This is a genomic window from Nocardioides sp. N13(2025) (genome assembly GCF_051912545.1).
Taxonomy (GTDB): domain Bacteria; phylum Actinomycetota; class Actinomycetes; order Propionibacteriales; family Nocardioidaceae; genus Nocardioides.
The window spans coordinates 3,894,369-3,916,741 of sequence record NZ_CP196809.1 but is presented as its reverse complement, the minus strand read 5'-3'; the positions used below and the strand labels follow the sequence as shown (position 1 = coordinate 3,916,741).

21 protein-coding genes are annotated in these 22,373 nt (G+C 72.0%); 7 read left to right on the top strand and 14 right to left on the bottom strand.

Features of this window, described 5'->3' with window-relative positions; all coding sequences use genetic code 11:
• Positions 1-91 precede the first annotated feature (91 nt).
• The gene (locus ACS3YM_RS18995) at positions 92-1,000 is read left to right on the top strand and encodes an IS1595 family transposase (RefSeq protein WP_439939929.1); all 909 of its coding nucleotides are present in this window, start codon (positions 92-94) and stop codon (positions 998-1,000) included.
• Positions 1,001-1,073: 73 nt separating this feature from the next.
• Here ACS3YM_RS18995 and arr read toward each other — a convergent pair whose 3' ends face one another.
• Positions 1,074-1,484, bottom strand: a complete 411-nt coding sequence (gene arr, locus ACS3YM_RS18990; RefSeq protein ID WP_439937998.1) for an NAD(+)--rifampin ADP-ribosyltransferase — start codon at positions 1,482-1,484, stop codon at positions 1,074-1,076.
• Between the two features lie 170 nt (positions 1,485-1,654).
• On the opposite strand from arr, the gene ACS3YM_RS18985 reads away from it, so the two are divergent.
• The gene (locus tag ACS3YM_RS18985; protein ID WP_439937997.1) at positions 1,655-2,461 is read left to right on the top strand and encodes a lysostaphin resistance A-like protein; all 807 of its coding nucleotides are present in this window, start codon (positions 1,655-1,657) and stop codon (positions 2,459-2,461) included.
• Here ACS3YM_RS18985 and ACS3YM_RS18980 read toward each other — a convergent pair.
• A complete protein-coding gene (locus tag ACS3YM_RS18980; RefSeq protein WP_439937996.1) occupies positions 2,442-2,738 on the bottom strand; it encodes a hypothetical protein in 297 nt (98 codons plus the stop codon). The two genes, ACS3YM_RS18985 and ACS3YM_RS18980, sit on opposite strands and share 20 nt — an antisense overlap.
• 70 nt (positions 2,739-2,808) lie before the next feature.
• Here ACS3YM_RS18980 and ACS3YM_RS18975 point away from each other — a divergent pair, with 70 nt between their 5' ends.
• A complete protein-coding gene (locus ACS3YM_RS18975; RefSeq protein WP_439937995.1) occupies positions 2,809-3,225 on the top strand; it encodes a MerR family DNA-binding protein in 417 nt (138 codons plus the stop codon).
• On the opposite strand, the gene ACS3YM_RS18970 is transcribed toward ACS3YM_RS18975, so the two are convergent.
• From ACS3YM_RS18970 to ACS3YM_RS18955, 4 genes are all read right to left on the bottom strand, one after another.
• Positions 3,194-4,306, bottom strand: coding sequence for a uroporphyrinogen-III synthase (locus ACS3YM_RS18970; RefSeq protein ID WP_439937994.1), 1,113 nt, complete (start codon positions 4,304-4,306; stop codon positions 3,194-3,196). The two genes, ACS3YM_RS18975 and ACS3YM_RS18970, sit on opposite strands and share 32 nt — an antisense overlap.
• Positions 4,303-4,644: a nitrite reductase small subunit NirD gene (gene nirD, locus ACS3YM_RS18965; RefSeq protein WP_439937993.1), complete on the bottom strand. Its 342-nt coding sequence runs from the start codon at positions 4,642-4,644 to the stop codon at positions 4,303-4,305. The genes ACS3YM_RS18970 and nirD overlap by 4 nt, the downstream gene beginning before the upstream one ends.
• The gene (nirB, locus tag ACS3YM_RS18960) at positions 4,641-7,280 is read right to left on the bottom strand and encodes a nitrite reductase large subunit NirB (RefSeq protein WP_439937992.1); all 2,640 of its coding nucleotides are present in this window, start codon (positions 7,278-7,280) and stop codon (positions 4,641-4,643) included. Before nirB ends, nirD begins: the two co-directional genes overlap by 4 nt.
• Before the next feature lie 76 nt (positions 7,281-7,356).
• Positions 7,357-7,791 (bottom strand): hypothetical protein, encoded by a 435-nt coding sequence (locus tag ACS3YM_RS18955; protein WP_439937991.1) that lies wholly within the window; start codon positions 7,789-7,791, stop codon positions 7,357-7,359.
• A 52-nt stretch (positions 7,792-7,843) separates the two neighbouring features.
• Between ACS3YM_RS18955 and ACS3YM_RS18950 the strand changes: the two genes are divergently transcribed.
• Positions 7,844-9,301: a phospholipase D family protein gene (locus ACS3YM_RS18950; RefSeq protein WP_439937990.1), complete on the top strand. Its 1,458-nt coding sequence runs from the start codon at positions 7,844-7,846 to the stop codon at positions 9,299-9,301.
• Positions 9,302-9,316: 15 nt separating this feature from the next.
• Here the strand turns inward: ACS3YM_RS18950 and ACS3YM_RS18945 are convergent, their stop codons facing one another.
• The 6 genes from ACS3YM_RS18945 to ACS3YM_RS18920 all read right to left on the bottom strand — a co-directional run bounded on the left by ACS3YM_RS18945 (position 9,317) and on the right by ACS3YM_RS18920 (position 16,830).
• Positions 9,317-10,855 (bottom strand): alpha/beta fold hydrolase, encoded by a 1,539-nt coding sequence (locus tag ACS3YM_RS18945; RefSeq protein WP_439937989.1) that lies wholly within the window; start codon positions 10,853-10,855, stop codon positions 9,317-9,319.
• 98 nt (positions 10,856-10,953) lie between these two features.
• Positions 10,954-11,373, bottom strand: coding sequence for a hypothetical protein (locus ACS3YM_RS18940; RefSeq protein WP_439937988.1), 420 nt, complete (start codon positions 11,371-11,373; stop codon positions 10,954-10,956).
• A gap of 126 nt (positions 11,374-11,499) precedes the next feature.
• Positions 11,500-12,939 carry an FAD-dependent oxidoreductase gene (locus ACS3YM_RS18935; protein WP_439937987.1) on the bottom strand — a complete coding sequence of 480 codons (1,440 nt, stop codon included), beginning with the start codon at positions 12,937-12,939 and terminating at the stop codon, positions 11,500-11,502.
• Positions 12,936-14,966, bottom strand: a complete 2,031-nt coding sequence (locus ACS3YM_RS18930; protein WP_439937986.1) for a molybdopterin oxidoreductase family protein — start codon at positions 14,964-14,966, stop codon at positions 12,936-12,938. Before ACS3YM_RS18930 ends, ACS3YM_RS18935 begins: the two co-directional genes overlap by 4 nt.
• Positions 14,966-16,435, bottom strand: a complete 1,470-nt coding sequence (locus tag ACS3YM_RS18925) for an MFS transporter (RefSeq protein ID WP_439937985.1) — start codon at positions 16,433-16,435, stop codon at positions 14,966-14,968. Before ACS3YM_RS18925 ends, ACS3YM_RS18930 begins: the two co-directional genes overlap by 1 nt.
• 191 nt (positions 16,436-16,626) lie before the next feature.
• Positions 16,627-16,830: a cold-shock protein gene (locus ACS3YM_RS18920; RefSeq protein WP_439937984.1), complete on the bottom strand. Its 204-nt coding sequence runs from the start codon at positions 16,828-16,830 to the stop codon at positions 16,627-16,629.
• Between the two features lie 299 nt (positions 16,831-17,129).
• On the opposite strand from ACS3YM_RS18920, the gene ACS3YM_RS18915 reads away from it, so the two are divergent.
• From ACS3YM_RS18915 to ACS3YM_RS18905, 3 genes are read left to right on the top strand one after another with little or no spacing between them, the layout of a single operon-like run.
• Entirely contained in the window at positions 17,130-18,773 is a 1,644-nt protein-coding gene (locus ACS3YM_RS18915; RefSeq protein ID WP_439937983.1) for an FAD-dependent oxidoreductase, read from the top strand.
• A 10-nt stretch (positions 18,774-18,783) separates the two neighbouring features.
• Positions 18,784-20,175 carry a sensor histidine kinase gene (locus tag ACS3YM_RS18910; RefSeq protein ID WP_439937982.1) on the top strand — a complete coding sequence of 464 codons (1,392 nt, stop codon included), beginning with the start codon at positions 18,784-18,786 and terminating at the stop codon, positions 20,173-20,175.
• Positions 20,176-20,213: 38 nt separating this feature from the next.
• Positions 20,214-20,531 (top strand): hypothetical protein, encoded by a 318-nt coding sequence (locus ACS3YM_RS18905; protein WP_439937981.1) that lies wholly within the window; start codon positions 20,214-20,216, stop codon positions 20,529-20,531.
• A 22-nt stretch (positions 20,532-20,553) separates the two neighbouring features.
• Here ACS3YM_RS18905 and ACS3YM_RS18900 read toward each other — a convergent pair whose 3' ends face one another.
• Together ACS3YM_RS18900 and ACS3YM_RS18895 are read right to left on the bottom strand one after the other, a co-directional pair.
• Complete coding sequence (locus ACS3YM_RS18900; RefSeq protein WP_439937980.1) at positions 20,554-21,486, bottom strand: anti-sigma factor RsbA family regulatory protein; 933 nt, start codon at positions 21,484-21,486, stop codon at positions 20,554-20,556.
• Complete coding sequence (locus ACS3YM_RS18895; protein ID WP_439937979.1) at positions 21,483-22,343, bottom strand: MEDS domain-containing protein; 861 nt, start codon at positions 22,341-22,343, stop codon at positions 21,483-21,485. The genes ACS3YM_RS18900 and ACS3YM_RS18895 overlap by 4 nt, the downstream gene beginning before the upstream one ends.
• Between the last annotated feature and the right edge of the window lie 30 nt (positions 22,344-22,373).

Below are 22,373 nucleotides of genomic sequence, written 5' to 3'. Positions count from 1 at the left end.
GTCCTGCATCTCTGCTTGAGTGCAGTAGCCTCGTTGGGTGAGTCTCGAGCACCCGGTTGGTGGCACGGACTACCCGCGGACCTTCCAGGAGATGCGGGAGTGGTTTCCCGATGACCAGGCATGTCGCGACTATCTGGCTGGGCTGCGTTGGCCGGAGGGTTTCTCGTGCCCTGCCTGTGGCAGCGGATCGCACTGGCGCACGGCCAAGGATCTGCGGATGTGTGCCGAGTGCGGCCTGAAGACCTCGGTGACGGCCGGCACGATCTTCCACCGTTCCCACACCCCGCTGTCGACCTGGTTCGCCGCGGTGTGGCTGGTGACTTCGCAGAAGAACGGGGTGTCAGCCCAAGGGCTGCAAGACGTCCTCGGGTTCGGGTCGTACGAGACCGCGTGGGCCTGGCTGCACAAGCTCCGTCGCGCGATGGTGCGCCCTGAGCGAGACCTGATTGGCGGTCAGGACGGCGCACCCGTCGTGGAACTGGACCAGAGCTTCCTCGGCGGCAAAACCGCAGGTCAGGCCGGCGGAGGCAGCGACAAGGTCCCGATCACTATCGCCGTTGAGCGCACCGCGGCCGGCCGCCTGGGCCGGGTCCGGCTCGAGGTCGCCGACAAGGTCGGCGGGCTCGACATGATCGAATTCGCCACTCAGGTCATCGCCCCCGGCACCACGATCCACACCGACGGCGCCCGCATGTTCCAGCGCTTCCCGGGCCTCGGCTACCCGCACGAGGCCACGCCGAGCACCAAGAACAGCTACGCAGTGGAGGATCGTGACGCTGTCATGCCCGGACCCCACCTGGTGTCCTCACTGTTGAAGCGATGGACCGCCGGCACGCTGCACTATCGACTGAGCCAGGCGCACCTGCCCTACTACCTCGACGAGTTCACCTTCCGGTTCAACCGGCGCAACTCACGAGCCCGAGGGATGCTCTTTTACCGCCTGCTCCAGCAGGCAGTCGACACCGATCCCCATCCGTTGAAGGACTTGATCGGCGGCTGAGCGCCAACTGCACTCAAGCAGAGATGCAGGACGTATGTTCGATTATCACTCAGGCATCGAGAGGTGTCAAGAGTCAGTTGATGATCTCGCCGCGCTCGTCGCCGAGGATCGCCGCGATCCGGTCGCGCCAGGCCTGCAGCGCCTCGGGGGTCAGCCGTGGCCAGTCGTCCACCTCGCCCACGATCCTGAGCGGCTCGCGGCTGCGGTAGGACCGCGTGGGGTTGCCGGGGAACTTCTTGTCGGTCACGTTCGGGTCGTCCTCGAAGTCGCCGGTCGGCTCGACGGCGTACACGCGTGGAGTGCCGTCGCCGGCCGCGAGCTCGGCGGCGAGGCCGGCACCGTCGCGCAGCGCGGTGAAGTAGACGTGGTTCATCACGACCTCGCTGCGGTAGTTCGACCTGAAGCCGGCCGTGAGCAGGTCTCCGACCCGGAGGTCGGCCTTCGTGCCGTGGAAGAACGGCCCCTCGTCCAGCGCGTCTGTCACGTCCCGCAGCGTACGTCGCCCGCTGCGGGGTCCTACCAAGGGAGGACCGGGGTCCTCCGCAGGTGCCACCACGGAGGCGAGCTTCTGACGACGCGCGGACACGCCCTCGTCCCTAACGTCGAGAACGTCCCCCACACGTCCCCCGTCCCGCAGATCTGGAGACCACCACCATGTCCCTCACCACCCGCGACGCCTCCGTCGCACCACCCACCGAGCCGCGGTCGGATCAGCACGACGCGACCGGGCTCCCGCAGTACTCCGTCCGACGCACCGTCGCGACCTGGGCAGCGGCCGCCCTCCCGATGGGCGTGCTCGCCTGGGTGGTCGCCCCGGTGCTCGCCCGTGCCTTCGACGGACCGAGCGCCTGGCCCCGCGCCATCGTGCTCAGCCTGACCGTCGGGCTCGTCTGGCAGTTCGTCCTCGTGATGGTCCTCGTGCACCGCGAGCAGGGGAGCCTGCGCTGGAGCGTCGTCAAGCGTGCACTGTGGCTGAGCAAGCCGCAGAGCCCGCGCACCGGCCGCCGAGGTGGCCGGCTCTGGCTGGTCACGATCCCGTTGATCGCCGTCGTCGCGCTCAAGGAGGAGCTGGTCAAGCTCCCCGCGCCCGTGAACCGGGACCAGGCGCTGTTCCTGCAGTCCGCGGCGGGCCAGGAGTTCTTCTCGGGCAACTGGCCGTGGTTCGCGGTGATCGTCACGATGATGGTCTTCAACACCGTGCTGGGTGAGGAGCTGCTGTTCCGAGGCCTGCTGCTGCCCCGCATGAACGGCTCCTTCGGGCGCTGGGACTGGGTCGCCAACGGCGTCCTGTGGGCCGGCTACCACCTGCACGTCCCGTGGGCCATCCCCGGGACGCTGATCGAGTCCCTCGTGGTCGCCTATCCCTCGAAGAGGTACGGCAGCGCGTGGATCGGGATCATCGTCCACAGCGCCCAGACCGTGGTGTTCACCGTCGTCATCCTCATGATCGTCCTGACGTGACCTCGGCCAGCTCGACCGTGTTGATCCCCGGGGCCTGGTCGGCCCGGGTGAACTCGACGAACACCGCGTCGCGGTCGATGTGGGCGTTGTGGCCGGGCCGGATGTAGTAGGCGTCGCCGGCGGAGATGACGTCGGACTCGCCGTCGGTGTAGCGCATGGTCACCGCACCCTCCAGGCAGTAGCCCCAGTGGGGTTCCTGGCAGGCGCCGTCGGGCAGGTCGGCGAACCACTCGGCCGTGTCGAGGCCGGCGTTCCACCGCTCCAGTGCGATGGTCATGCCGCCCGCCTCGGCGCGGTGCTGCTGGCCGGCGCCCGGGACGTCGACGGCGAGCTCGGTGTTGTCGCGGGTGAAGGTGCGGTACTACGAGCGGGTGGGCCTGCTCGCCCAGCCGGATCGGACCGCCTCGGGCTACCGCGACTACGCGGAGGACGCGGCCGCGCGACTGCTCTTCATCGCGCGGGCCCGGCGGATGGGCCTGAGCTGTGAGCAGGTCACGACGCTGCTCCCGGTCTGGAGCAGCACGAGCTGCGGCGCCACGCAGGAGCGCGTGATCCGGCTCGTCGAGGACAAGCAGGCGGAGGTCGCCGACCGCATCGCCGAGCTGCAGCAGCTCGCCGCCCAGCTGGACGACGTACGCGCCCGGCTGGAGGCGGAGTCACCGCCGTCCGCCTGTCGTGCCGATCTGAGCTGCTGCGTCCCCGAGTCGACGGGAGGACCGGTCGCCATCGAGCTCAGCCGACGGCCAACCGGTAGCCCCGCTTGACGATGGTCAGGACCGCCTTGGTCCCGATCGCGGCCCGCAACCGGGCGACCGCCATCTCGACCGCGTGCTCCGACCCGGCCTGACCCGAAGGCAGTGCGGCAAGGAGGGCGCGCCGGGAGACCACGAACCCGGGGTTCACCAGCAGCGCGTTGAGCACCGACAGGGGCGCGGGCGAGAGCTCGACCGGCACGCCGTCGAGCAGGATCGAGTCGGTGTGCACGATGAGCGTCCGCCCGTCGGAGAGGCGTACGTCGACACCGTCGCGGCGCGTCGGCAGCTCGGTCTCCAGCTGCTTGACCATCCCGGCCAGGCGCGAGCGGTCGGGCACGATCGTGGGGACGCCCCACATCTCGAAGGCGGCCGCGGTGACCGGGCCGACGCAGGCTGCGACGACGTCGGACTGGAACGCGGAGATCACGTCGTCGCGCCGGCCGACGGAGAAGGCCGCCTCCATCAGCGCGGCCACCGCGGGCGCGGAGGTGAAGGTGACGGCGTCGAGCTGCCGGTCGGCGACGAGGTCGATCATGTGGAACATCGGCGACGGGTCGTCGGCCGACGCCACGCGGTAGATCGGGACGGTCACCACGGTGGCGCCCTGGCGGCGCAGCGCGTGGGCGGCCATCGACAGCGACTGGCCGTGCTCCTGCACGACGATCCGCTTGCCCGTGAGGTCGCGACCGCGCAGGTGGGCGAGCACGTCCTCGAAGCACTCCGACTCCGGCGCCCAGAGCTCGCGCAAGCCGTGCCGGCGCAGCACGCCGACGCTCTTGGGGCCCCGGGCGAGGATCTCGGCCCGGCCGAGGACGGCCAGCAGGTCGTCGTACCACCCGGCGTCCGACGCCGCCTCCAGCCAGGTCTTCATCCCGATGCCGGTGGTGGCGAGGAAGAGGTCGACCGGCTCGACCAGCACCTCCTTGGTCGCGGCCAGCAGCTCGGCGAGGTCGACGTGGTTGGGCTCCATCGACAGGGCAGCGGCCCACTCGACCTCGGCACCTCGTCGGCGCAGCAGGGCGACCTGCTCATCGGCCTTGCGGGCCGCCGTGACGCCGATCCGGAAGCCCTCCAGGGGCAGGCCACTCACGTCACGTCCCCGACGTGGACGACGCCGTCGACCACCGAGGCGTCGTACGACGCCACGCGCACGCCGGGGTCGTCGAGGCAGCGACCCGTGCGCAGGTCGAAGGCCTGCTTGTACATCGGCGAGCTCACCACCGGCGCGTCACCGCGGCTGCCGACGATCCCCCGCGAGAGCACCGACGCACCGCTGAACGGATCGACGTTCGAGAGTGCGAAGACCTCGCCGGAATGCGTCCGGAACACCGCCACCGCGCAGCCGTCGACGAGGGCGGCGACGCCCGCCTCCAGAGGGATGGAGTCGGCGGCGCACACGGCGGTCCACGTCAGCTGGGTCGTCGTCATGACGGCGCTCCCACCGGGATGAGGGCGGGGAGGAGGGGCTGGATCTGCTCGCGCTCGGTGGTGAAGGCGATCGACGGGTCGGGCGTTCCCGGCGCGTTGACGAAGGAGACGAACCGCGACAGCTTGGCCGGGTCCTCCAGCGTCGCGCGCCACTCGTCCTCGTAGCCGCCGACGTGCCGCGCCATCTCGGCCTCGAGGTCCGCGCCGAGCCCGAGCGAGTCGTCGACGACCACGGCGCGCACCCGGTCGAGACCCCCCTCGAGGTGCTCGATCCAGGTCGACGTGCGCTGGAGCCGGTCGGCGGTGCGCACGTAGTACATGAGGAAGCGGTCGAGGTACGACACCAGCGTGGCCGTGTCGAGGTCGCCGGCGAGCAGACGAGCGTGGGCCGGGTTCGCGCCGCCGTTGCCGCCGACGTAGAGGTTCCAGCCCTTCTCCGTCGCGATCACGCCGAAGTCCTTGCCGCGCGCCTCGGCGCACTCGCGGGCGCAGCCGCTGACGCCGCCCTTGAGCTTGTGGGGACTGCGGAGGCCGCGGTAGCGCAGCTCCAGCGCGATCGCGAGCCCGACGCTGTCCTGCACGCCGAAGCGGCACCAGGTCGACCCGACGCACGACTTCACCGTGCGCAGCGACTTGCCGTAGGCGTGCCCGGACTCGAAGCCGGCGTCGACGAGCCGCCGCCAGATCGCGGGCAGCTGCTCCAGCCGGGCGCCGAAGAGGTCGATCCGCTGGCCGCCGGTGATCTTGGTGTAGAGCCCGTAGTCCTTCGCGACCTCCCCGATCACGATCAGCTTGTCGGGCGTGATCTCGCCGCCGGGGATCCGCGGGACGACCGAGTAGGTGCCGTTGCGCTGGATGTTGGCGAGGTAGGCGTCGTTGGTGTCCTGGAGCGCCACGGTGTCGCGCTCGAGGATGTGGGAGCTCGTCTGGCTGGCGAGGATGCTGGCGATCGCGGGCTTGCAGACGTCGCAGCCGCGGCCGGTGCCGTGGGCTTCGACGATGTCGTCGAAGCTGCGGTAGCCGTGCACCGCGACCACGTCGAAGAGCTCCTGCCGGGTGAGCCGGAAGTGCTCGCACAGTCCCTTGTCCACGACCTTGCCGACGCTCGCGAAGTGGTCCTCGATGATGTTCTTCACCGTCGGCACGCACGAGCCGCAGGTGCTGCCCGCACGGGTGCACTGCTTGACCGCGGCCACGTCCTCGCAGCCCTGCTCGGTGACCGCGTGCAGGATGTCGGCCTTGGTGACGTCGTTGCACGAGCAGACCTGCGCCTCGTCGGGCATGCCGAGCTGGACGCCCGAGCTGGCCGGGAGGATGAGCTGCTCGGGGTTGTCGGGCAGCGCGAGGCCGCTGCTGACCATCGGCCGCAGCACGCCGTACGCCGACGCGTCGCCGACGAGGATGCCACCGAGCAGCCGCGTCCCGTCCTCGCTCACGACGAGCTTCTTGTAGACGCCGCTCACCGCGTCGGCGTACGTCAGCTCGAGCGCGCCGTCGGTCGTCGCGAACGCGTCGCCAAAGCTCGCCACGTCGACGCCGAGGAGCTTGAGCTTGGTGGACATGTCGGCGCCGGTGAAGGTGCCGGGGCCCTCCAGCAGGGCGTCGACGACGACCTCGGCCATCGCGTAGCCGGGGGCGACCAGGCCGTACATCGTGCCGCCCGGCGCCGCGCACTCACCGATCGCGAAGATGGCCGGGTCGGCCGTGCGGCACTGCTCGTCGACGAGCACGCCGCCGCGCGGGGCGACCTCGAGGTCGCACTCGCGGGCCAGGGCGTCGCGCGGGCGGATGCCGGCGGAGAAGACCACGACCTGCGCGTCGACCACCTCCGTGGGTGCGCCCTCGTCGGTTCCGGCTTGTCGCAGCCGGAGGCCGCTCACCGAATCGCCGCCCTCGCTGTGCTCTCCGAGGATGGCTTCCGTCACCACCCCCGTGTGCACGGTGACCCCGAGCTTCTCGACGTGCCGCACGAGCGTGGTGCCGGCCGCATCGTCGAGCTGGACCGGCATCAGCCGGGGTGCCATCTCGACGACGTGGGTCTCGAGGCCGAGCTGGACGAGGGCGTTGGCCGCCTCGAGCCCGAGCAGCCCGCCGCCGATCACGACGCCGCTGGTCGCGCGTTCGCTGGCGGACCGGATCGCCTCGAGGTCCTCGATCGTGCGGTAGACGAAGCAGCCGTCCTTGCCGCGACCCTCGACGGGCGGGACGAACGGCGCGGCGCCGGTGGCCAGCACCAGCACGTCGTAGTCGTGGACGGTGACGGCACCGACCTCCTCCCGCTGGTCGAGGAGGGCGCTCTGCCGCCCGTCACGAGACCCCGCGGCCGACGGCGGGGACACCACGGTCACCGTCCGCGCGGCGCGGTCGATCTCCGTGACGACGCTGTCGAGCACGAGCCGCACGCGCGGGTCGTCGTACTCCCCTCCGGGCAGGAGCGACAGCGCTGCGGAGCCCCGGGCGCCGTCGGCGTGGGCGAACCAGCTCGTGAGCGCGACCCGGTCGTAGGCCGCGCGCGGCTCCTCGCCGAACAACACGACGTCGTGGGTCTCGGTGAGGCCGCGCTCGACCGCGGCCTGGGCGAACCGGTGGCCCACCATGCCGTGGCCGACGACGACGATCCTCTTGCGTTGGCTCATGCCGAGGACGGTAGGAAGCGGATGTTGTCAGCGACGTCGCAGAATGTTTCGGGCAGGAAAACTGGCCGGCACGACCTCACACGAGCGGCGCGAGCTCCGGATCCAGCTCGGCCAGCATCCGCAGCTGCTCCGGAGTGACGTACGACGGGTTGCTGCCCGCCGGCATGCGCAGCACCTCCATGGAGGACAGGTCGCGATGACCGACGAGCTCCGAGCGCAGCAGCGGCTGCGACAGGGGAGTCAGCTCCACCGGCATGACGCGGTTGCGGGCGACGCCCGTCGTGCGCCCGTGCGCGTAGATCCCCGCCGGCTGCTGAGGGGAGTTGCCGCTCACCCACAGCAGGACCCGCTGCCCGGGAGCGACGAGATCGGTCCGGTAGGTCGCTCGGACGCACCACGACTCCACCTCGGCGAAGCGGGTCCGCACGTGGTGCGTCGTCGAGGGCAACGATCCGCTGGCCTTCACGAGCCACGCGCCGAGCGTGTCGAGCGAGAGCGACCGGGCGACCACTGCCCGAGCATCGCACGGTGACTGAAACCGCGAGTGCTGGGAACCTGAAGCAGTGAGCGAGTGGTTCCTGCCCGAGTCGGAGCGTCCGTGGACGTCCGGCAACCTGGTCGTGCCGCGGGTGCACGGCGCGGACTACTTCGCGCGCGTGGTCGAGCTGGTCGGCGCGACCGAGGCCGGCGACCGGATCTTCTTCACCGACTGGCGCGGGGACGCCGACGAACGGCTGACCGAGGGCGGCCCGACCGTCGCCGAGCTCCTGAGGGCCGCCGCCGCGCGCGACGTCGAGGTGCGGGCGCTGATGTGGCGCTCGCACCCCGGGCCGCTCAACAGCGAGGAGAACGGCCACCTCGGTCGCATCATCAACGAGTGCGGCGGTGAGGCGCTGCTCGACGAGCGGGTGCGCCGCGGCGGGTCGCACCACCAGAAGCTGCTGGTCGTGCGCCGCAAGGGCCGGCCCGAGGACGACGTGGCCTTCGTCGGCGGGATCGATCTCTCCCACGGCCGGCGCGACGACGCGTCGCACGCCGGCGACCCGCAGGCGCCACCGCTCGACGACAGGTACGGCGACACCCCGCCGTGGCACGACGCGATGGCGGAGATCCGCGGTCCGGCGGTCGCGCACGTGCTCGACACCTTCACCGAGCGCTGGGACGACGGCACGCCGCTGGACCACCGCAACCCCTACCGCGTGGTCCACCACCGCATCGCCCGGATGCCGCGCCGTCCCGAGCAGCTGCCCGAGCGCTGGGACCCGCCGCCCGAGGCCGGTCGGCACCAGGTGCAGATCCTGCGGACCTATCCGGCGAAGAAACCGGAGTACCCGTTCGCGCCGGGCGGCGAGCGGTCGATCGCTCGTGCCTACTCCCGGGCCTTCAGCCGCGCGCGGCGGCTGGTCTACGTCGAGGACCAGTACTTCTGGTCGGACGTGGTCGCCACCACGCTGGCCGACGCGCTGCGGCGCGAACCCGCCCTGCACGTCATCGCCGTCGTGCCCCGGCACCCCGAGGAGGCCAACCGGGTCGCCGGTCCCCCGATGCTCCACGGGCAGCGGCAGGCGTGGGAGAGCCTGCGCGCGGCGGGCGGCGACCGCTTCGCGATGTTCGACCTCGAGAACGACGCCGGCACGCCGATCTACGTCCACGCCAAGGTCTGCATCGTCGACGACGCATGGATGACGATCGGATCGGACAACCTCAACATGCGCTCGTGGACGCACGACTCGGAGCTGACCTGCGCCGTGGTCGACCCCGACGACGCCCTGCCGCGCGACCTCCGTACGACGCTGTGGGCCGAGCACCTCGGTCTGCCGCGCGACGACCAGCGGCTGGGCGACCTCGATGACCCGATGTCGCTGTGGCGCTCGAGGCTCGGCGCACCCGGCAGCCGCATCGGGCTGCACGAGCCGCCAGAGCTCCCGCGCGCCACGCGCGCTTGGGCGCGGAGGGCGTACCGCCTCTTCTACGACCCCGACGGCCGCCCGCGCAGGCTGCGCGGGACGACGGACTTCTAGTCAGCCCGCCCCGGGTCAGTTCTGCGTCACCGGCAGGTGCAGCACCACGTCCCTCATCCGCATCGCCCCGACCACGCGGCTGCCGAAGCCGGCGGCCATGTCCGAGATCGGCGAGACCGTGAGGAAGAGCGTCTGGCCGGCAGGCACGTCGACGGCGACCGACGGCAGCTCCACACCCGTGCGGGGCTTGTCGATCACCAGGCCGTTCTCGCGGATCGGCAGCATGTTGTTCTGCACGATCTTCGCGTCGAGCGGGCTGGTGCCCACCGACAGCGCCAGGAAGGCGCGGTTGTCGAGGCCGAGTGTGGTGAGGGTGGCGTCGAGGGAGGGCGTGCCGGCGATGGTGAGCGGCCCCTGCGCGACCGGGTAGGCGATCGGCGCGCCCGCACCCACGGTGCTGACGACCTCACCGAGCGGGACGTCCTTGCTCGGCGTCACCGACGGCACCGTCACGCACCGGCCACCGGCGGTGGTCAGGTGGTAGGCGCCGAATCCCGTGAGCCCGCTCTTCCTGCCCTGCAGGTTCTGCTGCAGGAACCGCAGCCCGAGGTCGGCGAAGTTCGGGCTGCCGAGCACCGGCGAGCAGGCGTCGCTGGTCGCCAGCGGGATGTCGAAGTTCGACCCTGCCGGCGCCAGCGCCGGCAGCGTGTGGCCGCCGTTGTAGCCGACGAAGATGCTGCGCGCCCGCGCCTTGTCGGTCAGCGCACCGGCGAAGTTCTCCAGGCCCTGGTGGAGCGGGAACAGGTTGTCGGTCTCGCCCTGACTGAAGAGCACCGGGATGTCGAGCTTCCTCCCCTGCCGCACGTGCCACTCCGGCCCGTTCTTGTCGAGGAAGTCATAGAGGTACGACGGGACGTTGCCGGTCGCGGCCGCCTCGGCGAAGCCCTGCAGCACGATCGGCGGGAGCGCGTCGGTCGGCAGCGCGGCCGCCGTCAGGGCAGAAGCCCACTCGGTTCGCGGCACGCCCTGCGGGAACAGGCTGTCGGTCAGGCTGTTCCAGGTGATCTCCGGGACGAGCGCGTCGAACCGCGTCGCACCGGTGTCGCGGAGCTCGCTGAACGCGCCGACGAACTGGTAGCCGCCGCCGTAGGAGCCACCGATCGCGCCGAGCACCGGGTCGCCGGGCTTCTGCTTCTTCACCCAGTCCTGCGCGGCGACGAGGTCGACGATCTCCTGGACGTCCTTGCCCTCGACGTCGGGGTTCTCGATGTAGGCGTGGCCGCCGCTCTCGCCGAAGCCTCGCTGGTCGAAGCTGAGCACCCCGAACCCGGCGTCGGTCAGGTACGCGAACGCGGACGGGTCCGTCGTACGACTGCCGCCCCAGCCGTGGCTGTGCAGCACCATCGGGACGGGCTGGTCCTTGGTGGCTCCGGCGGGGCGGAACAGCGTGAAGCAGATGTCGACCGGTGCTGTGGTGCCGGGGTCCGGCACGCTCTGGAGGCAGCCGTCGGTCGTCGTGACGGCATCGGCCGCGACTGCGGTGGTGGAGCCGAGAAGTGGGACCGAGGCAGCCGTGAGGACGGTGGCGACAGCGGCGGTGACGAGTCGGTGCATGAAGACTCAACGAGCCTGCAGGCGGTGTGGCTACGGCCACGCGGCGACGGTCGGCGTCCTCTCCCCCACGGGGGACACGACCGCCGCCGCGCGGTGGCTCAGCAGTCGTAGGCGGCAGCAGCCTCGAGCCAGGTCTCGAGCATCTCGTCGGCGAGCGTCGAGCCGGCCCCGAAGTACTCCAGGCCCTTGCCGTCGGCGCCGTTGGGGTTGGGGACGCGGTGAGTGGCCTTCGGGTCCCCGATCGTCATCTTCTCGAAGATCATGATGCCGACCGGGAGGCCGTCGGCGCGCAGCGCGTCGTAGCCCGCCTCCGCAGCCGCGTCGCAGGGCGCCTCGAAGCCGGCCATCATCTGCGCACCTGCCTCGGCCGAGATCACGAACCAGTTGGCCGACACCGGTGCGCTGAGGGTGTACATCGGCACGTAGCAGTGGTGGGCGCTGGCGCTGGTGGCGCTCACGACGACCGCCGCCGCGGCAGCTGCTGACACGACGCCCAGGCGACGCATGGTGGTTCTCATCTGGTGGTTCCCTCCGTGGCGGACCCCCCTCGGGTCTCGGTGGAACCAGTGCACCCCGCCGCCCGCACTGCGGCCACGGCTGCGACCCGCACAGTTCTCGTACAGTTCAGCCCGGCGGGCCATGCCTCACGACAGGGCGGGCTCGGGCGCGCGCTCGCCCACCAAGCGGCGTACGACGTCGGCGCAGCCGCCGCAGCCCGTGGTCGCGCGCGTGCGGTCGGCGCACTCGGTGAGCGACCTGCACGACCGGACCTCCCCGGCCGTGACCCCGGCGCACGCGCAGACCTCGGCCTCGTCGGGGAGCGGCACCGGTGCCACGGCGGCCTCGGGCAGCAGGAGCTGGCCGGGCTCGTCGGGCCCCAGCAGCGTGCCCCGGTCGTAGAGCTGGGTGATCAGGCCGACGCGGGAGAGGTCGCCGACGAGCGCGGCGCCGACGATCCGCCCGCCGTGCACCACCAGCCTGCGGTGCGACCCGGAGATCGGGTTGCTCACCTCGACGACCTCCCCGTCGGCGCGTCCGGCCGGGCACCGCGGGTCGCCGAGGATCGCCACGTCCAGACCGGTGGCCCGGAGCCGCGCGACGCTGCGGCGACCGTCGTACGACGCCTGCTCCCCGCGGATGACGCGCGCCAGCACCTCCGCCTGCTCCCAGGCGGGTGCGACGAAGCCGGTCGTACGCCGGCGGTGCTCGGCGCAGTCGCCGATGGCGTGGACGCGGTCGTCGGTGACGCTGGTCAGGGTGCCGTCGACGACCACCCCACGTCCCACCATCAGCCCGGCCCGGCGGGCGAGCGCCGTGCTCGGGCGCCCGCCCGCCGTGAGCACGACGAGGTCGGTCGGCAGCAACGCGCCGTTGTCGAGCTGCAGTCCGTCGTCGGTCAGCCGGACCGCCCGGGCGCCGGTGTAGACGTCGGTGCCCAGCCGGCGCAGGTCGCGAGCCAGGATGGCGCCGGCGGCCGGGTCGACCTGGCTGGCGAGCAGGTGGTCGGCGCCCTCGACGACCTCGGTGAGCATGCGGCGGGCCGACAGCGCGCGGGCCACCTGGAGACCGAGGAGGCCGCCACCGACGACGACGGCCCGGGGTCTCGTGACAGGGCTTCGCCCATCCTCGACCAGCGACAGCAGGGCGGCGTCCAGCCTGCGGCAGTCCTCGAGGCTGCGGAACGGGTGGACCTTCGGGTGCAGCGTGCCGTCGCGGCGCACCAGGCCCCTGATCGGCGGCAGCGTGGGGATCGAGCCGCAGGCCAGGACGAGCCGGTCGAAGGCGACTCGTTCCCCGTCGACGAGCACGACCTCGCGGGCCGAGCGGTCGATCTCGAGCACGCGGGTGCCCAGGCGCAGGTCGATCCCGCGCTCCTCGAACCACTCCGGCGAGCGGAGGATCAGGGCGTCGGCCGCGTGGGTGCCCTCGAGCACCGCCGAGAGCAGGATGCGGTTGTAAGGGGCGTGCTGCTCGTCGGCGAGGACCGTGAGCTCGACGTCCGCGCCGGCCAGCTGCTCGGCGAGGCGGACGGCCGCCATGCCGCCTCCGACCACCACCACGCGCTGGGTCCTGGGCGGGCTCATGCCGGTGCCACCGAGGCCGCGCACACCTTGAACTCCGGCATCCGTGAGGCCGGGTCGAGGACGTCGTGGGTGAGCCGGTTGGCGCCGACCCAGTGGAAGGGGACGAACACCGTGTCGGGCCGGATCGTCGTCACCACCCGGGCAGGAGCAGTCATCGTCCCCCGTCGCGTCGAGACCCGCACCGGCTCGCCGGCGGCGAGGCCGAGCCGCCCCGCGAGCAGGGGGTGCACCTCGACGAACGGTCCGTCGTCGGGCAGGGCGCGCACGCGCCGGGTCTGCGCGCCGGACTGGTACTGCGCGAGCACCCGCCCGGTCGTGAGGTGGACGGGGTAGTCGGCGCTGGGCAGCTCGGCCGCGCCGCGGTGCTCCACGGCGTGCATCCGGGCCCGGCCGTCGGGGTGGGTGAAGGAGTCGGCGAAGAGCCGCTCACCGCCCCAGAAGACGCCGTGCTCCTCGCGGATCCGGTCGTAGGTGATCGCCGAGTAGTCGGCCGGGCCGCCCGCCGACGCGCGCCCGAGCTCGGCGAAGACCTCCTCCGGGTCGGTCGAGAACGGCACGTCGGAGAGCCGGGAGGCCAGGCCGGCGATCACGTCGAGGTCGGACCTCACGCCCGCCGGCGGCGTGATCGCTCGCTGGCGCAGCACGACCCGTCCCTCGAGGTTGGTCATCGTGCCGGTCTCCTCGGCCCACTGCGTCACCGGCAGCACGACGTCGGCGATCGCGGCCGTCTCCGACATCACCACGTCGCAGACGACGAGCAGGTCGAGCGACTCGAGCCGCTCGGTGACGCGGCCGGCGTTCGGGGCGCTGACCACGATGTTGGACCCCATCACCAGCAGCGCGGAGGGGCCGTCGTCGGTGCCGAGTGCGTCGAGGAGCTCGTACGCCGAGCGCCCGGGGCCGGGCAGCGAGTCGGGGTCGACTCCCCAGACCTCCGCGACGTGGGCGCGGGCGGACGGGTCGTCGATGCGGCGGTAGCCGGGCAGCTGGTCGGCCTTCTGGCCGTGCTCGCGCCCGCCCTGGCCGTTGCCCTGGCCCGTCAGGCAGCCGTAGCCCGCCCCGCGCCGGCCGACCATGCCGAGGGCGAGGGCGACGTTGATCCACGCCAGCACGGTGTCGGTGCCCGTGGAGTGCTGCTCGGCGCCGCGCGCGGTGAGCACCATGACCCGCGGGGACGCTCCGAGCATGGCCGCGAGGGCGCGCAGCTCGTGCGCCTCGATCCCGGTGACGCGCTCGACCCGCTCGGGCCACCACGCGGCCACCGACTCCCGGACCTGCGACCAGCCGGTCGTGCGGGCTGCCAGGTAGTCCTCGTCCACCGCACCGGCCGCGACGAGCAGGTGCAGCACCCCGAGCGCCAGGGCCAGGTCGGTGCCCGGCACGGGCTGGAGGGCGAGGTCGGCGCGGTCCGCCGTCGGCGTACGACGTGGGTCGATGACCACCACCTTGCCGCCACGCTCGCGCAGCCGGTCGAGGTGGCGGGCCGCGGGCGGCATCGTCTCGGCGAGGTTGGAGCCGACCAGCACCAGGACGTCGGCCTCCTCGACGTCGGCGAGCGGGAAGGGCAGACCGCGGTCGAGCCCGAAGGCGCGGATCCCGGCGGAGGCGGCCGACGACATGCACCAGCGGCCGTTGTAGTCGATCTGCGAGGTGCGGAGCGCGGCCCGGGCGAGCTTGCCGAGGCTGTACGCCTTCTCGTTGGTGAGGCCGCCGCCGCCGAAGAGCGCCACGCCGTCGGGGCCCTTCGCGGCCTGGGCCGCCCGGATGCCGTCGGCGACCCGGTCGAGCGCGTCGTCCCAGGACACCGCCGACCACTCGCCGGTCTCGCGGTCGCGCACCAACGGCGACGTCAGCCGCTCGCGGCCACCGTAGAGCCCGGCCGCGGACCAGCCCTTGCGGCACAGCGCCCCCCGGTTGACCGGGAACTCCTCCCAGGGCTCGACCTCCGGCACCCGCCGACCGGCCAGCCGCATCCCACACTGGAGGGAGCAGTACGGGCAGTGGGTCTGCGTGGTCGTCGTGGTCATCAGATCTCCGCGGCTGCCAGCCCGTGCGCGCGGACCGGTCGGCGGAGGTAGAGCGCCCACGTCATCAGCGCGCAGAAGAGGTAGTAGCCGGTGAAGACGGTGAAGGCGCCCCGGGTCGCGGACAGCGGGTCGGCGACCCACGGCGCGGAGAACGCCAGCGGCACCAGGAAGCCGCCCACGGCACCGACGGCTCCGATGACACCGAGCGCGGAGGACGACTGCCGGGTGGCGGTGGTCAGCGCGGCCGTGCGCTCCGGCGTGCCGGGGACGGTCGAGCGCTCGGCCTTCGCCCTCCAGAGCGCGGGGATCATCTTGTAGACCGAGCCGTTGCCGATGCCGGTCGCGGCGAAGATGCAGAGGAAGAAGCCCAGGAACAGCGGGAACCACGCAGCGTTGCCGCTCGCGATCGCCGGGTCAGCCGTCGGGTTGGCCGTGAGCTGGCTGACCGTCCACAGCACGCCGAGCGTGAAGACGGTCATCGCCGCGAAGGCGCCCAGGGTCACCCGGGCCCCGCCCCACCGGTCGGCCAGCCAGCCGCCGAACGGACGGGTCAGCGAGCCGACCCCGGCGCCGAGGAAGGCATAGAAGGCGAAGTAGATGCCGGTGCCGAGCGGCGCCGGCTCCGGCACCCAGAAGTTGAGCTTGATCAGCAGCGGCATCGCGGCGGAGTAGCCGATGAACGAGCCGAACGTGCCGATGTAGAGCACCGACAGCAGCCACGTCTGCCGCTGCTTCACGACCTGCATCTGCTCGCGCGGCGAGGACGTGACGGTGCTGAGGTTGTCCATCCGCAGCCACGCGGCGGCGGTGGCGAGCAGCGCCAGACCGGCGTAGACGTACGCCGCCCGCTCGAGGTGGATGCCGCTGCCCGAGGCCTGCACGAGCCCGAAGATCCCCGCTCCGCCGACCATCACGGGCAGCAGCAGCTGGATGAGCGAGACGCCGAGGTTGCCACCGGCTGCGTTGAGGCCGAGCGCGGTGCCCTTGCGCTCGGCGGGGTAGAAGAAGTTGATGTTGGCCATCGACGAGGCGAAGTTGCCGCCGCCCACGCCCGCGGTCGCGGCGATGAGGCAGAACACCCAGTAGGGCGTCGACGGCTCCTGCACGGCATACGCGAAGAGCAGCGTCGGGACCAGCAGCATCGCGCCGCTGACGATCGTCCAGTTGCGGCCGCCGAACTTCGGCACCGCGAAGGTGTAGGGCAGGCGCAGCAGCGAGCCGACCAGGTTGGGCAGCGCGACCAGCAGGAACAGCTGCTGCGGGGTGAACTCGAAGCCCTGCGCCAGCAGGAACGCCGACGACACGCTCCAGATCAGCCAGACCGAGAAGCCGACGTGCTCGGCGAAGATCGACCAGACGAGGTTGCGGCGGGCGATGCTGCGGCCAGTGGTCTCCCAGAACTCGGCGTCCTCGGGACGCCAGTCCTCGATCCAGCGGCGCGTGCGGCGGGTGGGGGTCGGGATGCTCATGCCGAGGAGCCTGCGCCGGCTGTGTGTCCCCTGCCCTGCACCTGCGGTGGCAGGGTCGTCACATTCTCCTCACGACCTCACTGTCCTCGGTGGTCGAGTGCGGCCGCGAGGAACGAGCGGCCGTGTATCGAGACCCCGGACGCACGTAGGGCCCCGACCGCCGAGGCGGTCGGGGCCCTACGAGGGTCAGATCAGGAGACGCGAACGTTCTCGGCCTGGGGACCCTTGGGGCCCTGGGCCAGGTCGAACTCGACCTTCTGGTTCTCGTCGAGCGACTTGTAGCCGCCGGTCTGGATCGCGGAGAAGTGGACGAACACGTCCTCGCCGCCACCGTCCTGGGCGATGAAGCCGAAGCCCTTGTCAGCGTTGAACCACTTGACAGTTCCAGTAGCCATGATTTTTTCCTTTGTTCTCGTTCGGGGGCATCTGCCCCGAGCCGCTGAAGACATCCATCCGTACTGATGTCCAGCGAACCGAAAACCAGGAGAAACAAGATACGGGCCGCACTCTGTGCGCGACCTGGGCGGAGTGAACCGTCCCTTCAACAACACCTACGTTACGGCATCCGCCCCGATCGGCTGATTCGGCGAGCATCCTCCTCGCCGGGAGCTGGTCTCGACCACCTGTCCGGACGGTCCGGGCGCCGGTAGCGTCCGGCTGGTCACGACACGACGGTCGGACCGGGGAGGTGTCGATGGCGAAGCCCGCCATCCTCGCGGTGGACGACGACGCCGCGGTGGTCGCTGCCGTCGTCCGGGACCTGCGCACGAGGTACGGCGAGGACTACCGCGTCCTGCGCGCCACCTCCGGCGCGGAGGCCCTCGAGATCCTCGCGGACCTGGTGCTCAAGGACCGGCCGGTCGCCGCGGTGGTGAGCGACCAGCGGATGCCCGGGATGACCGGGATCGAGGTGCTGAAGGAGGTCCGCCAACAGGCGCCGGACGCCAAGCTCCTGCTGCTGACGGCGTACGCCGACACGGACGTGGCGATCCGGGCGATCAACGACATCGCGCTCGACTACTACCTGATGAAGCCGTGGGACCCGCCCGAGGACCGGCTCTACCCGGTGCTCGACGAGCTGCTGCGCGACTGGGTCCACGACCACCCCGACCGCGACGCGGAGGTGCGCGTCGTGGGCCACCGCTGGTCGGAGCGCACCCACGAGGTCAAGACGTTCCTCGCCCACAACCACGTGCCCTACCGCTGGCTCGAGGTCGACCAGTCCGAGGAGGCGACCCGGCTGCTCGAGCTCGCCGGCGCCTCCCTCGAGGACCTCCCGGTCGTCGCGCTCCCGGACGGCGCCGCGCTGCGCTCCCCCACCACCGTCGAGCTCGCCGACGCACTCGGGCTGCGCACCCGCGCGGAGAAGCCGCTCTACGACCTCTGCATCGTCGGCGCGGGACCGGCCGGCCTCGCTGCCGCGGTGTACGCCGCGTCCGAGGGGCTCGCGACCGTCGTCGTCGAGCGCGACGCCCCGGGCGGCCAGGCCGGGCAGAGCGCGTCGATCGAGAACTACCTCGGCTTCCCCAAGGGCCTCTCCGGCGCCGACCTCACCCACCGGGCCGTGGCGCAGGCGGCGCGCTTCGGGGCCGAGATGGTGCTCGCGCGCGACGTCGTCGGCTTCGAGACCCGCGGCCCCGTGCGCGCCGTGCTGCTGGACGGCTCGGCCGACATCGAGGCCCGCGCGGTCCTGGTCGCCAGCGGGGTGTCGTACCGCAAGCTCGAGGCGCCCGGCCTCGACGACCTCGTCGGACGCGGCGTCTACTACGGCGCCAGCGCCAGCGAGGCGGCCCAGACGAAGGGCGAGGTGGTCTACGTCGTGGGCGCGGCCAACTCGGCGGGCCAGGCCGCGCTCAACTTCGCCCGTCACGCGGCGCGGGTGGTGCTCGTGGCGCGCGGGGCCGACCTGGAGGCGTCGATGTCGCACTACCTCGTCAGCCGGATCCAGGAGACACCCGGGATCGAGGTCCGCCTGCAGACCGAGATCGTCGGCGCCCGAGGCGACGGGCACCTGGAGGGCATCACGCTGTGCCACCCGAACGGCGTCGAGGAGGTCGACGCCTCCTGGGTGTTCATCTTCATCGGCGCCGCGCCGCGCACCGACTGGCTCGGCTCGAGCGTCGTACGTGACGAGCGCGGCTTCGTGCTCACCGGACCCGACCTGCCGGCCGGGATCGCATGGCCACTCGAACGGGGGCCGTTCGCCCTGGAGACGAGCGTGCCCGGGGTCTTCGCCGCCGGCGACGTGCGCCGCGACAGCATGAAGCGCGTCGCCTCGGCCGTCGGCGAGGGCGCGATGTCGGTCTACCTCGTCCACCGCTACCTGGCGACGACGTGAGGCAGATGTCATGACGGTGGGCGACGAGCTCCGCGCGATGGCCATCCTGGAGGGCTTCACCGACGAGCAGGTGGCCGAGCTGGCCGCTGCCGGCGAGGAGGTGGCGTACGCCCCGGGCGACCGCGTCTTCGACGAGGGACGTCCGGCAGAGCACTGGTGGGTGATGCTCGAGGGCCGGATCGAGGTCGTCCGACGGGTCGGGCACGAGGAAGTGGTCATGGTGACCATCGAGGACCCCGGCCAGTGGGCCGGCGGCTTCCGGGCCTGGGACGACAACGGCGTCTACCTGGGGTCGGCGCGCGTCATGGAGCCGACGCGTGTCTTCCGGCTCCCGGCCACCGAGCTCGCCCGCTTCGGCCGGCAGTGGTTCCCCTTCGCCGTCCACCTGCTCTGCGGGCTGATCGCCACCGCGCGGCGCATCGAGCAGAACGCGCGCGAGCGGGAGGCCCTCGTCGCGCTCGGCACGCTGGCGGCCGGGCTCGCCCACGAGATCAACAACCCCGCCTCCGCCGCCGTACGCTCCGTCGGCGCGCTGCAGCAGAGCAGCGACGACGTCTTCGCCGCGCTGCAGCGCCTGGCCGGCGAGGGCATCTCGGCCGAGCAGTTCGTCGCCCTCGACGGCCTGCGGCGCTCGATCGACGTGACGTCCGCCCCCACCGGGGTCGCGCTGGCCGAGCTCGAGGACTCCCTCACCGACTGGCTCACCGACCACGACATCGAGCGCGACTGGGTGATCGCCCCCGCGCTGGCGGGCGCCGGCGTGGACACCGCTTGGCTCGACCGCGCGGCGGCAGCCCTCTCCGGCTCGGCCCTCCAGGCCGGCCTGGAGTGGGTGGCGAGCGCGATGACCACGACGACCCTGATCGCCGAGGCGCAGAACGCCACCCGCCGGATCTCCGACCTCGTCTCGGCGGTGAAGTCCTACTCCCAGCTCGACCGCGCGGCCGTCCAGGACGTACGCCTCGTCGACGGCCTCGAGAGCACGCTGATCATGCTCGGCCACAAGCTCCGCGACGCGGGCGTCACCGTCGTGCGGGACTACGACGAGTCCGTCCCGACCGTCACCGCCAACCCCGGCGAGCTCAACCAGGTGTGGACCAACCTCATCGACAACGCCGTGGACGCGATGGACGGCGGCGGCACCCTGACCATCCGCACCTCGGCCGACGACCACCACGTCGTCGTCGAGATCCGAGACACCGGCCACGGGCTCAGCGACGAGGTGGCGGCCCACGCCTTCGAGCCGTTCTTCACGACGAAGGAGGTCGGCAAGGGGACCGGGCTCGGCCTCGACATCTCCCGCCGGATCGTCGTCGAGCGCCACGGTGGCGAGATCGGCGTGGAGTCGCAGCCGGGCGACACCGTCGTACGCGTCAGCCTGCCGCGCGGAATCGGCCCCTAGGCTGGACCGGCCATCCCCGAGCACGAACCGAGGTCCCTGTGCCCGCCAGCCGCTCCGCCCGACAGAGGAAGGCCAGCGCCGAGGCAGGAGTGCTGGCCGTGGTCCGCATCGAGGTCAGCCCCGACAACTCCTTCGCCTACACGATCTCGTGCACGCAGTGCGAGGTGCCGCGCCCCGGCACCGGCACCCGCGCCTGGAGCACACGCCGGCCGGGCGAGGACAACGGCTACATGGCCGCGATGGATCGTTGGATCCTCCACCTCACGTCGAAGCACCCTGACGCCGAGGCCCCGTGCCTGAGCTACCTGGCCGAGGCCCGCGCACGACTCCAGGAGCGACGCGACGCCCGGGGCTGAGCAACCCGGGCCGTCGGCGCCGTCAGCCGACGCGGGACGGCGTACGCGTGTGGAGCCGCACGTGGGTGCCGGTGGGGTCGCTGCCGACATCGACGGCCGCGCAGAGCTGACGCGCCAGCCACAGCCCGTAGCCGTGGTCCGACGGCTCGCCGGGCGGGAGCAGGCCCGCACAGGGGTCGACGAGTCCACGTCCGCCATCGGTCACGTGGCACACCCAGGTGGCGCCCTCCTCGTAGACGTGGAGGAGCGCCGGCGGCTCGCCGTGGCGCAGCGCGTTGGTCAACACCTCGCTGACAGCCAGCACCATGTCGTCGACCACCCAGGGCTCGATCCCGGCTTCGCCGCCCACGGAGCGCACCAGCCGGCGCGCACTGGCGACGTCGGCCCCGGACGAGCAGTCGATGGTGATCGCATCGACAGGCGGTGGCACGACCGTGGCCAGCCCGGCCAGCATGTCGAACGGGTCGTCGAAGCGCTCGTTCACGGACATGCCGCCGTCCGCGAGCACCGCGCCGTGGGTGTGCACACCGATCTCGAGCAGGTGCGCCGGGAGCGAGCCCGCGTCGTAGGGGCAGAGCAGGTCGACGTCGGCCCCGGCGAAGACGACGTTGATGGCGGCCTCGAGCCTCCGGTAGTCGACGAGCTCGGCGGGCGTCCGGAGCGTCAGGTCCTGTTCGGCGATGACGCGGGAACGGTCGTGGGGCGACTGGGCGGCGAAGTCCAGGAGGACCCGGTAGGCGTTCCACTGCGGCGCGTAGGCGACCGAGTCCTCGACGAAGGTCACCTCGTCCGCGTCGCGGCCCAGCGCGGAGCGCAGCTGGTCGACACGTCGGGGTGGTGCCATGACCAAGCCGCGGTGTCCGCGCTCGAGCCCGTCGCGGAGGAAGCCTCCGGCCTCGGTGGCGTACTGCCGGTCGCCGTCGTAGAACAGGCTGCTGTGCGTGGCGGTCGTCATGGAGCGACCCTCAGCTTCTCGTGACCGAGTCCGCAGATGTCCAGCGTGCGCTGCACGAAGGCGGGCACGCCCTCCAGCGCCAGCCACCCCGTCTCGGGCAGCCCGGCCGCCACCGAGCGCAACCGGGACAGCGTCCCGACGTCAGCGAAGGTCAGTCCCTCGAGGTCGAGGTGGAGCCGTGGCGCCACGGACGCACGCGAGAGCAGCAGCCGCTGGAGCAGCTCGCCGTTGGAGATGTCGATCTCGCCGTTGACCCTCAATCCCCACGGCTCGTCGACCGCGAGGAAGCTGGCCAGCGGGGTCTCGGCCATCTCCGGGGCGAGGGCCGCGTGCTCTTCTGCGAGGAGGGCGGCCTGCTCGTCGTCGAGCCGGCCGCGGTCGTAGAGGCACACCGAGCTGACCCCGAGCTCGCGCTGCAGCGCGGTCGACAACCGCTCCCACCGGAGCACCTGCTCGGCCGACCCGAGCAGGGGCGCGAGCTCGTCCATGCGCGCCGCGACCCGCAGGCCGGGGAACCCCAGGGCGCGGGAGCGCTCCGCCGCCGCCCGGAACCCCTCGCCGATGACGTCGAGGTCGGTCGGGCGCTCCGCGCCGTACGCCTCCGCGAAGGAGGTGACCAGGAGCTGTCCGGTGGCCAGGGCCTCGTGCCCGCGCACGTGGGCCGGGAGCATCGCGATGAGCGCGTCGGCCTGCTCCTCGCTCGCGACGTAGAGCAGCTGGTCGCCGGCGGAGAGCCCCTGGTCGACGAACGTCGCCGCGATCCGCGTGGCTTGGCGCTCGTCCCGGGGGAAGGCGCACAGGTGCGTGCCCGGCTCGAGCCAGCCGAGGTCCGCCGAGGCGAGCAACCCGTCGATCATGCGGTCACTCTAGGTCCGCCCCGCTGGTCG

What these genes read in the sequence shown, in the direction of transcription:
- ACS3YM_RS18995 (WP_439939929.1), top strand. Translation starts at nt 92, where the DNA reads ATGCGGGAGTGGTTTCCCGATGACCAGGCATGTCGCGACTATCTGGCT.
- ACS3YM_RS18985 (WP_439937997.1), top strand. Translation starts at nt 1,655, where the DNA reads ATGTCCCTCACCACCCGCGACGCCTCCGTCGCACCACCCACCGAGCCG.
- ACS3YM_RS18980 (WP_439937996.1), bottom strand. Translation starts at nt 2,738, where the DNA reads ATGACCATCGCACTGGAGCGGTGGAACGCCGGCCTCGACACGGCCGAG.
- nirD (WP_439937993.1), bottom strand. Translation starts at nt 4,644, where the DNA reads ATGACGACGACCCAGCTGACGTGGACCGCCGTGTGCGCCGCCGACTCC.
- nirB (WP_439937992.1), bottom strand. Translation starts at nt 7,280, where the DNA reads ATGAGCCAACGCAAGAGGATCGTCGTCGTCGGCCACGGCATGGTGGGC.
- ACS3YM_RS18945 (WP_439937989.1), bottom strand. Translation starts at nt 10,855, where the DNA reads ATGCACCGACTCGTCACCGCCGCTGTCGCCACCGTCCTCACGGCTGCC.
- ACS3YM_RS18940 (WP_439937988.1), bottom strand. Translation starts at nt 11,373, where the DNA reads ATGAGAACCACCATGCGTCGCCTGGGCGTCGTGTCAGCAGCTGCCGCG.
- ACS3YM_RS18935 (WP_439937987.1), bottom strand. Translation starts at nt 12,939, where the DNA reads ATGAGCCCGCCCAGGACCCAGCGCGTGGTGGTGGTCGGAGGCGGCATG.
- ACS3YM_RS18930 (WP_439937986.1), bottom strand. Translation starts at nt 14,966, where the DNA reads ATGACCACGACGACCACGCAGACCCACTGCCCGTACTGCTCCCTCCAG.
- ACS3YM_RS18925 (WP_439937985.1), bottom strand. Translation starts at nt 16,435, where the DNA reads ATGAGCATCCCGACCCCCACCCGCCGCACGCGCCGCTGGATCGAGGAC.
- ACS3YM_RS18920 (WP_439937984.1), bottom strand. Translation starts at nt 16,830, where the DNA reads ATGGCTACTGGAACTGTCAAGTGGTTCAACGCTGACAAGGGCTTCGGC.
- ACS3YM_RS18915 (WP_439937983.1), top strand. Translation starts at nt 17,130, where the DNA reads ATGGCGAAGCCCGCCATCCTCGCGGTGGACGACGACGCCGCGGTGGTC.
- ACS3YM_RS18910 (WP_439937982.1), top strand. Translation starts at nt 18,784, where the DNA reads ATGACGGTGGGCGACGAGCTCCGCGCGATGGCCATCCTGGAGGGCTTC.
- ACS3YM_RS18900 (WP_439937980.1), bottom strand. Translation starts at nt 21,486, where the DNA reads ATGACGACCGCCACGCACAGCAGCCTGTTCTACGACGGCGACCGGCAG.
- ACS3YM_RS18895 (WP_439937979.1), bottom strand. Translation starts at nt 22,343, where the DNA reads ATGATCGACGGGTTGCTCGCCTCGGCGGACCTCGGCTGGCTCGAGCCG.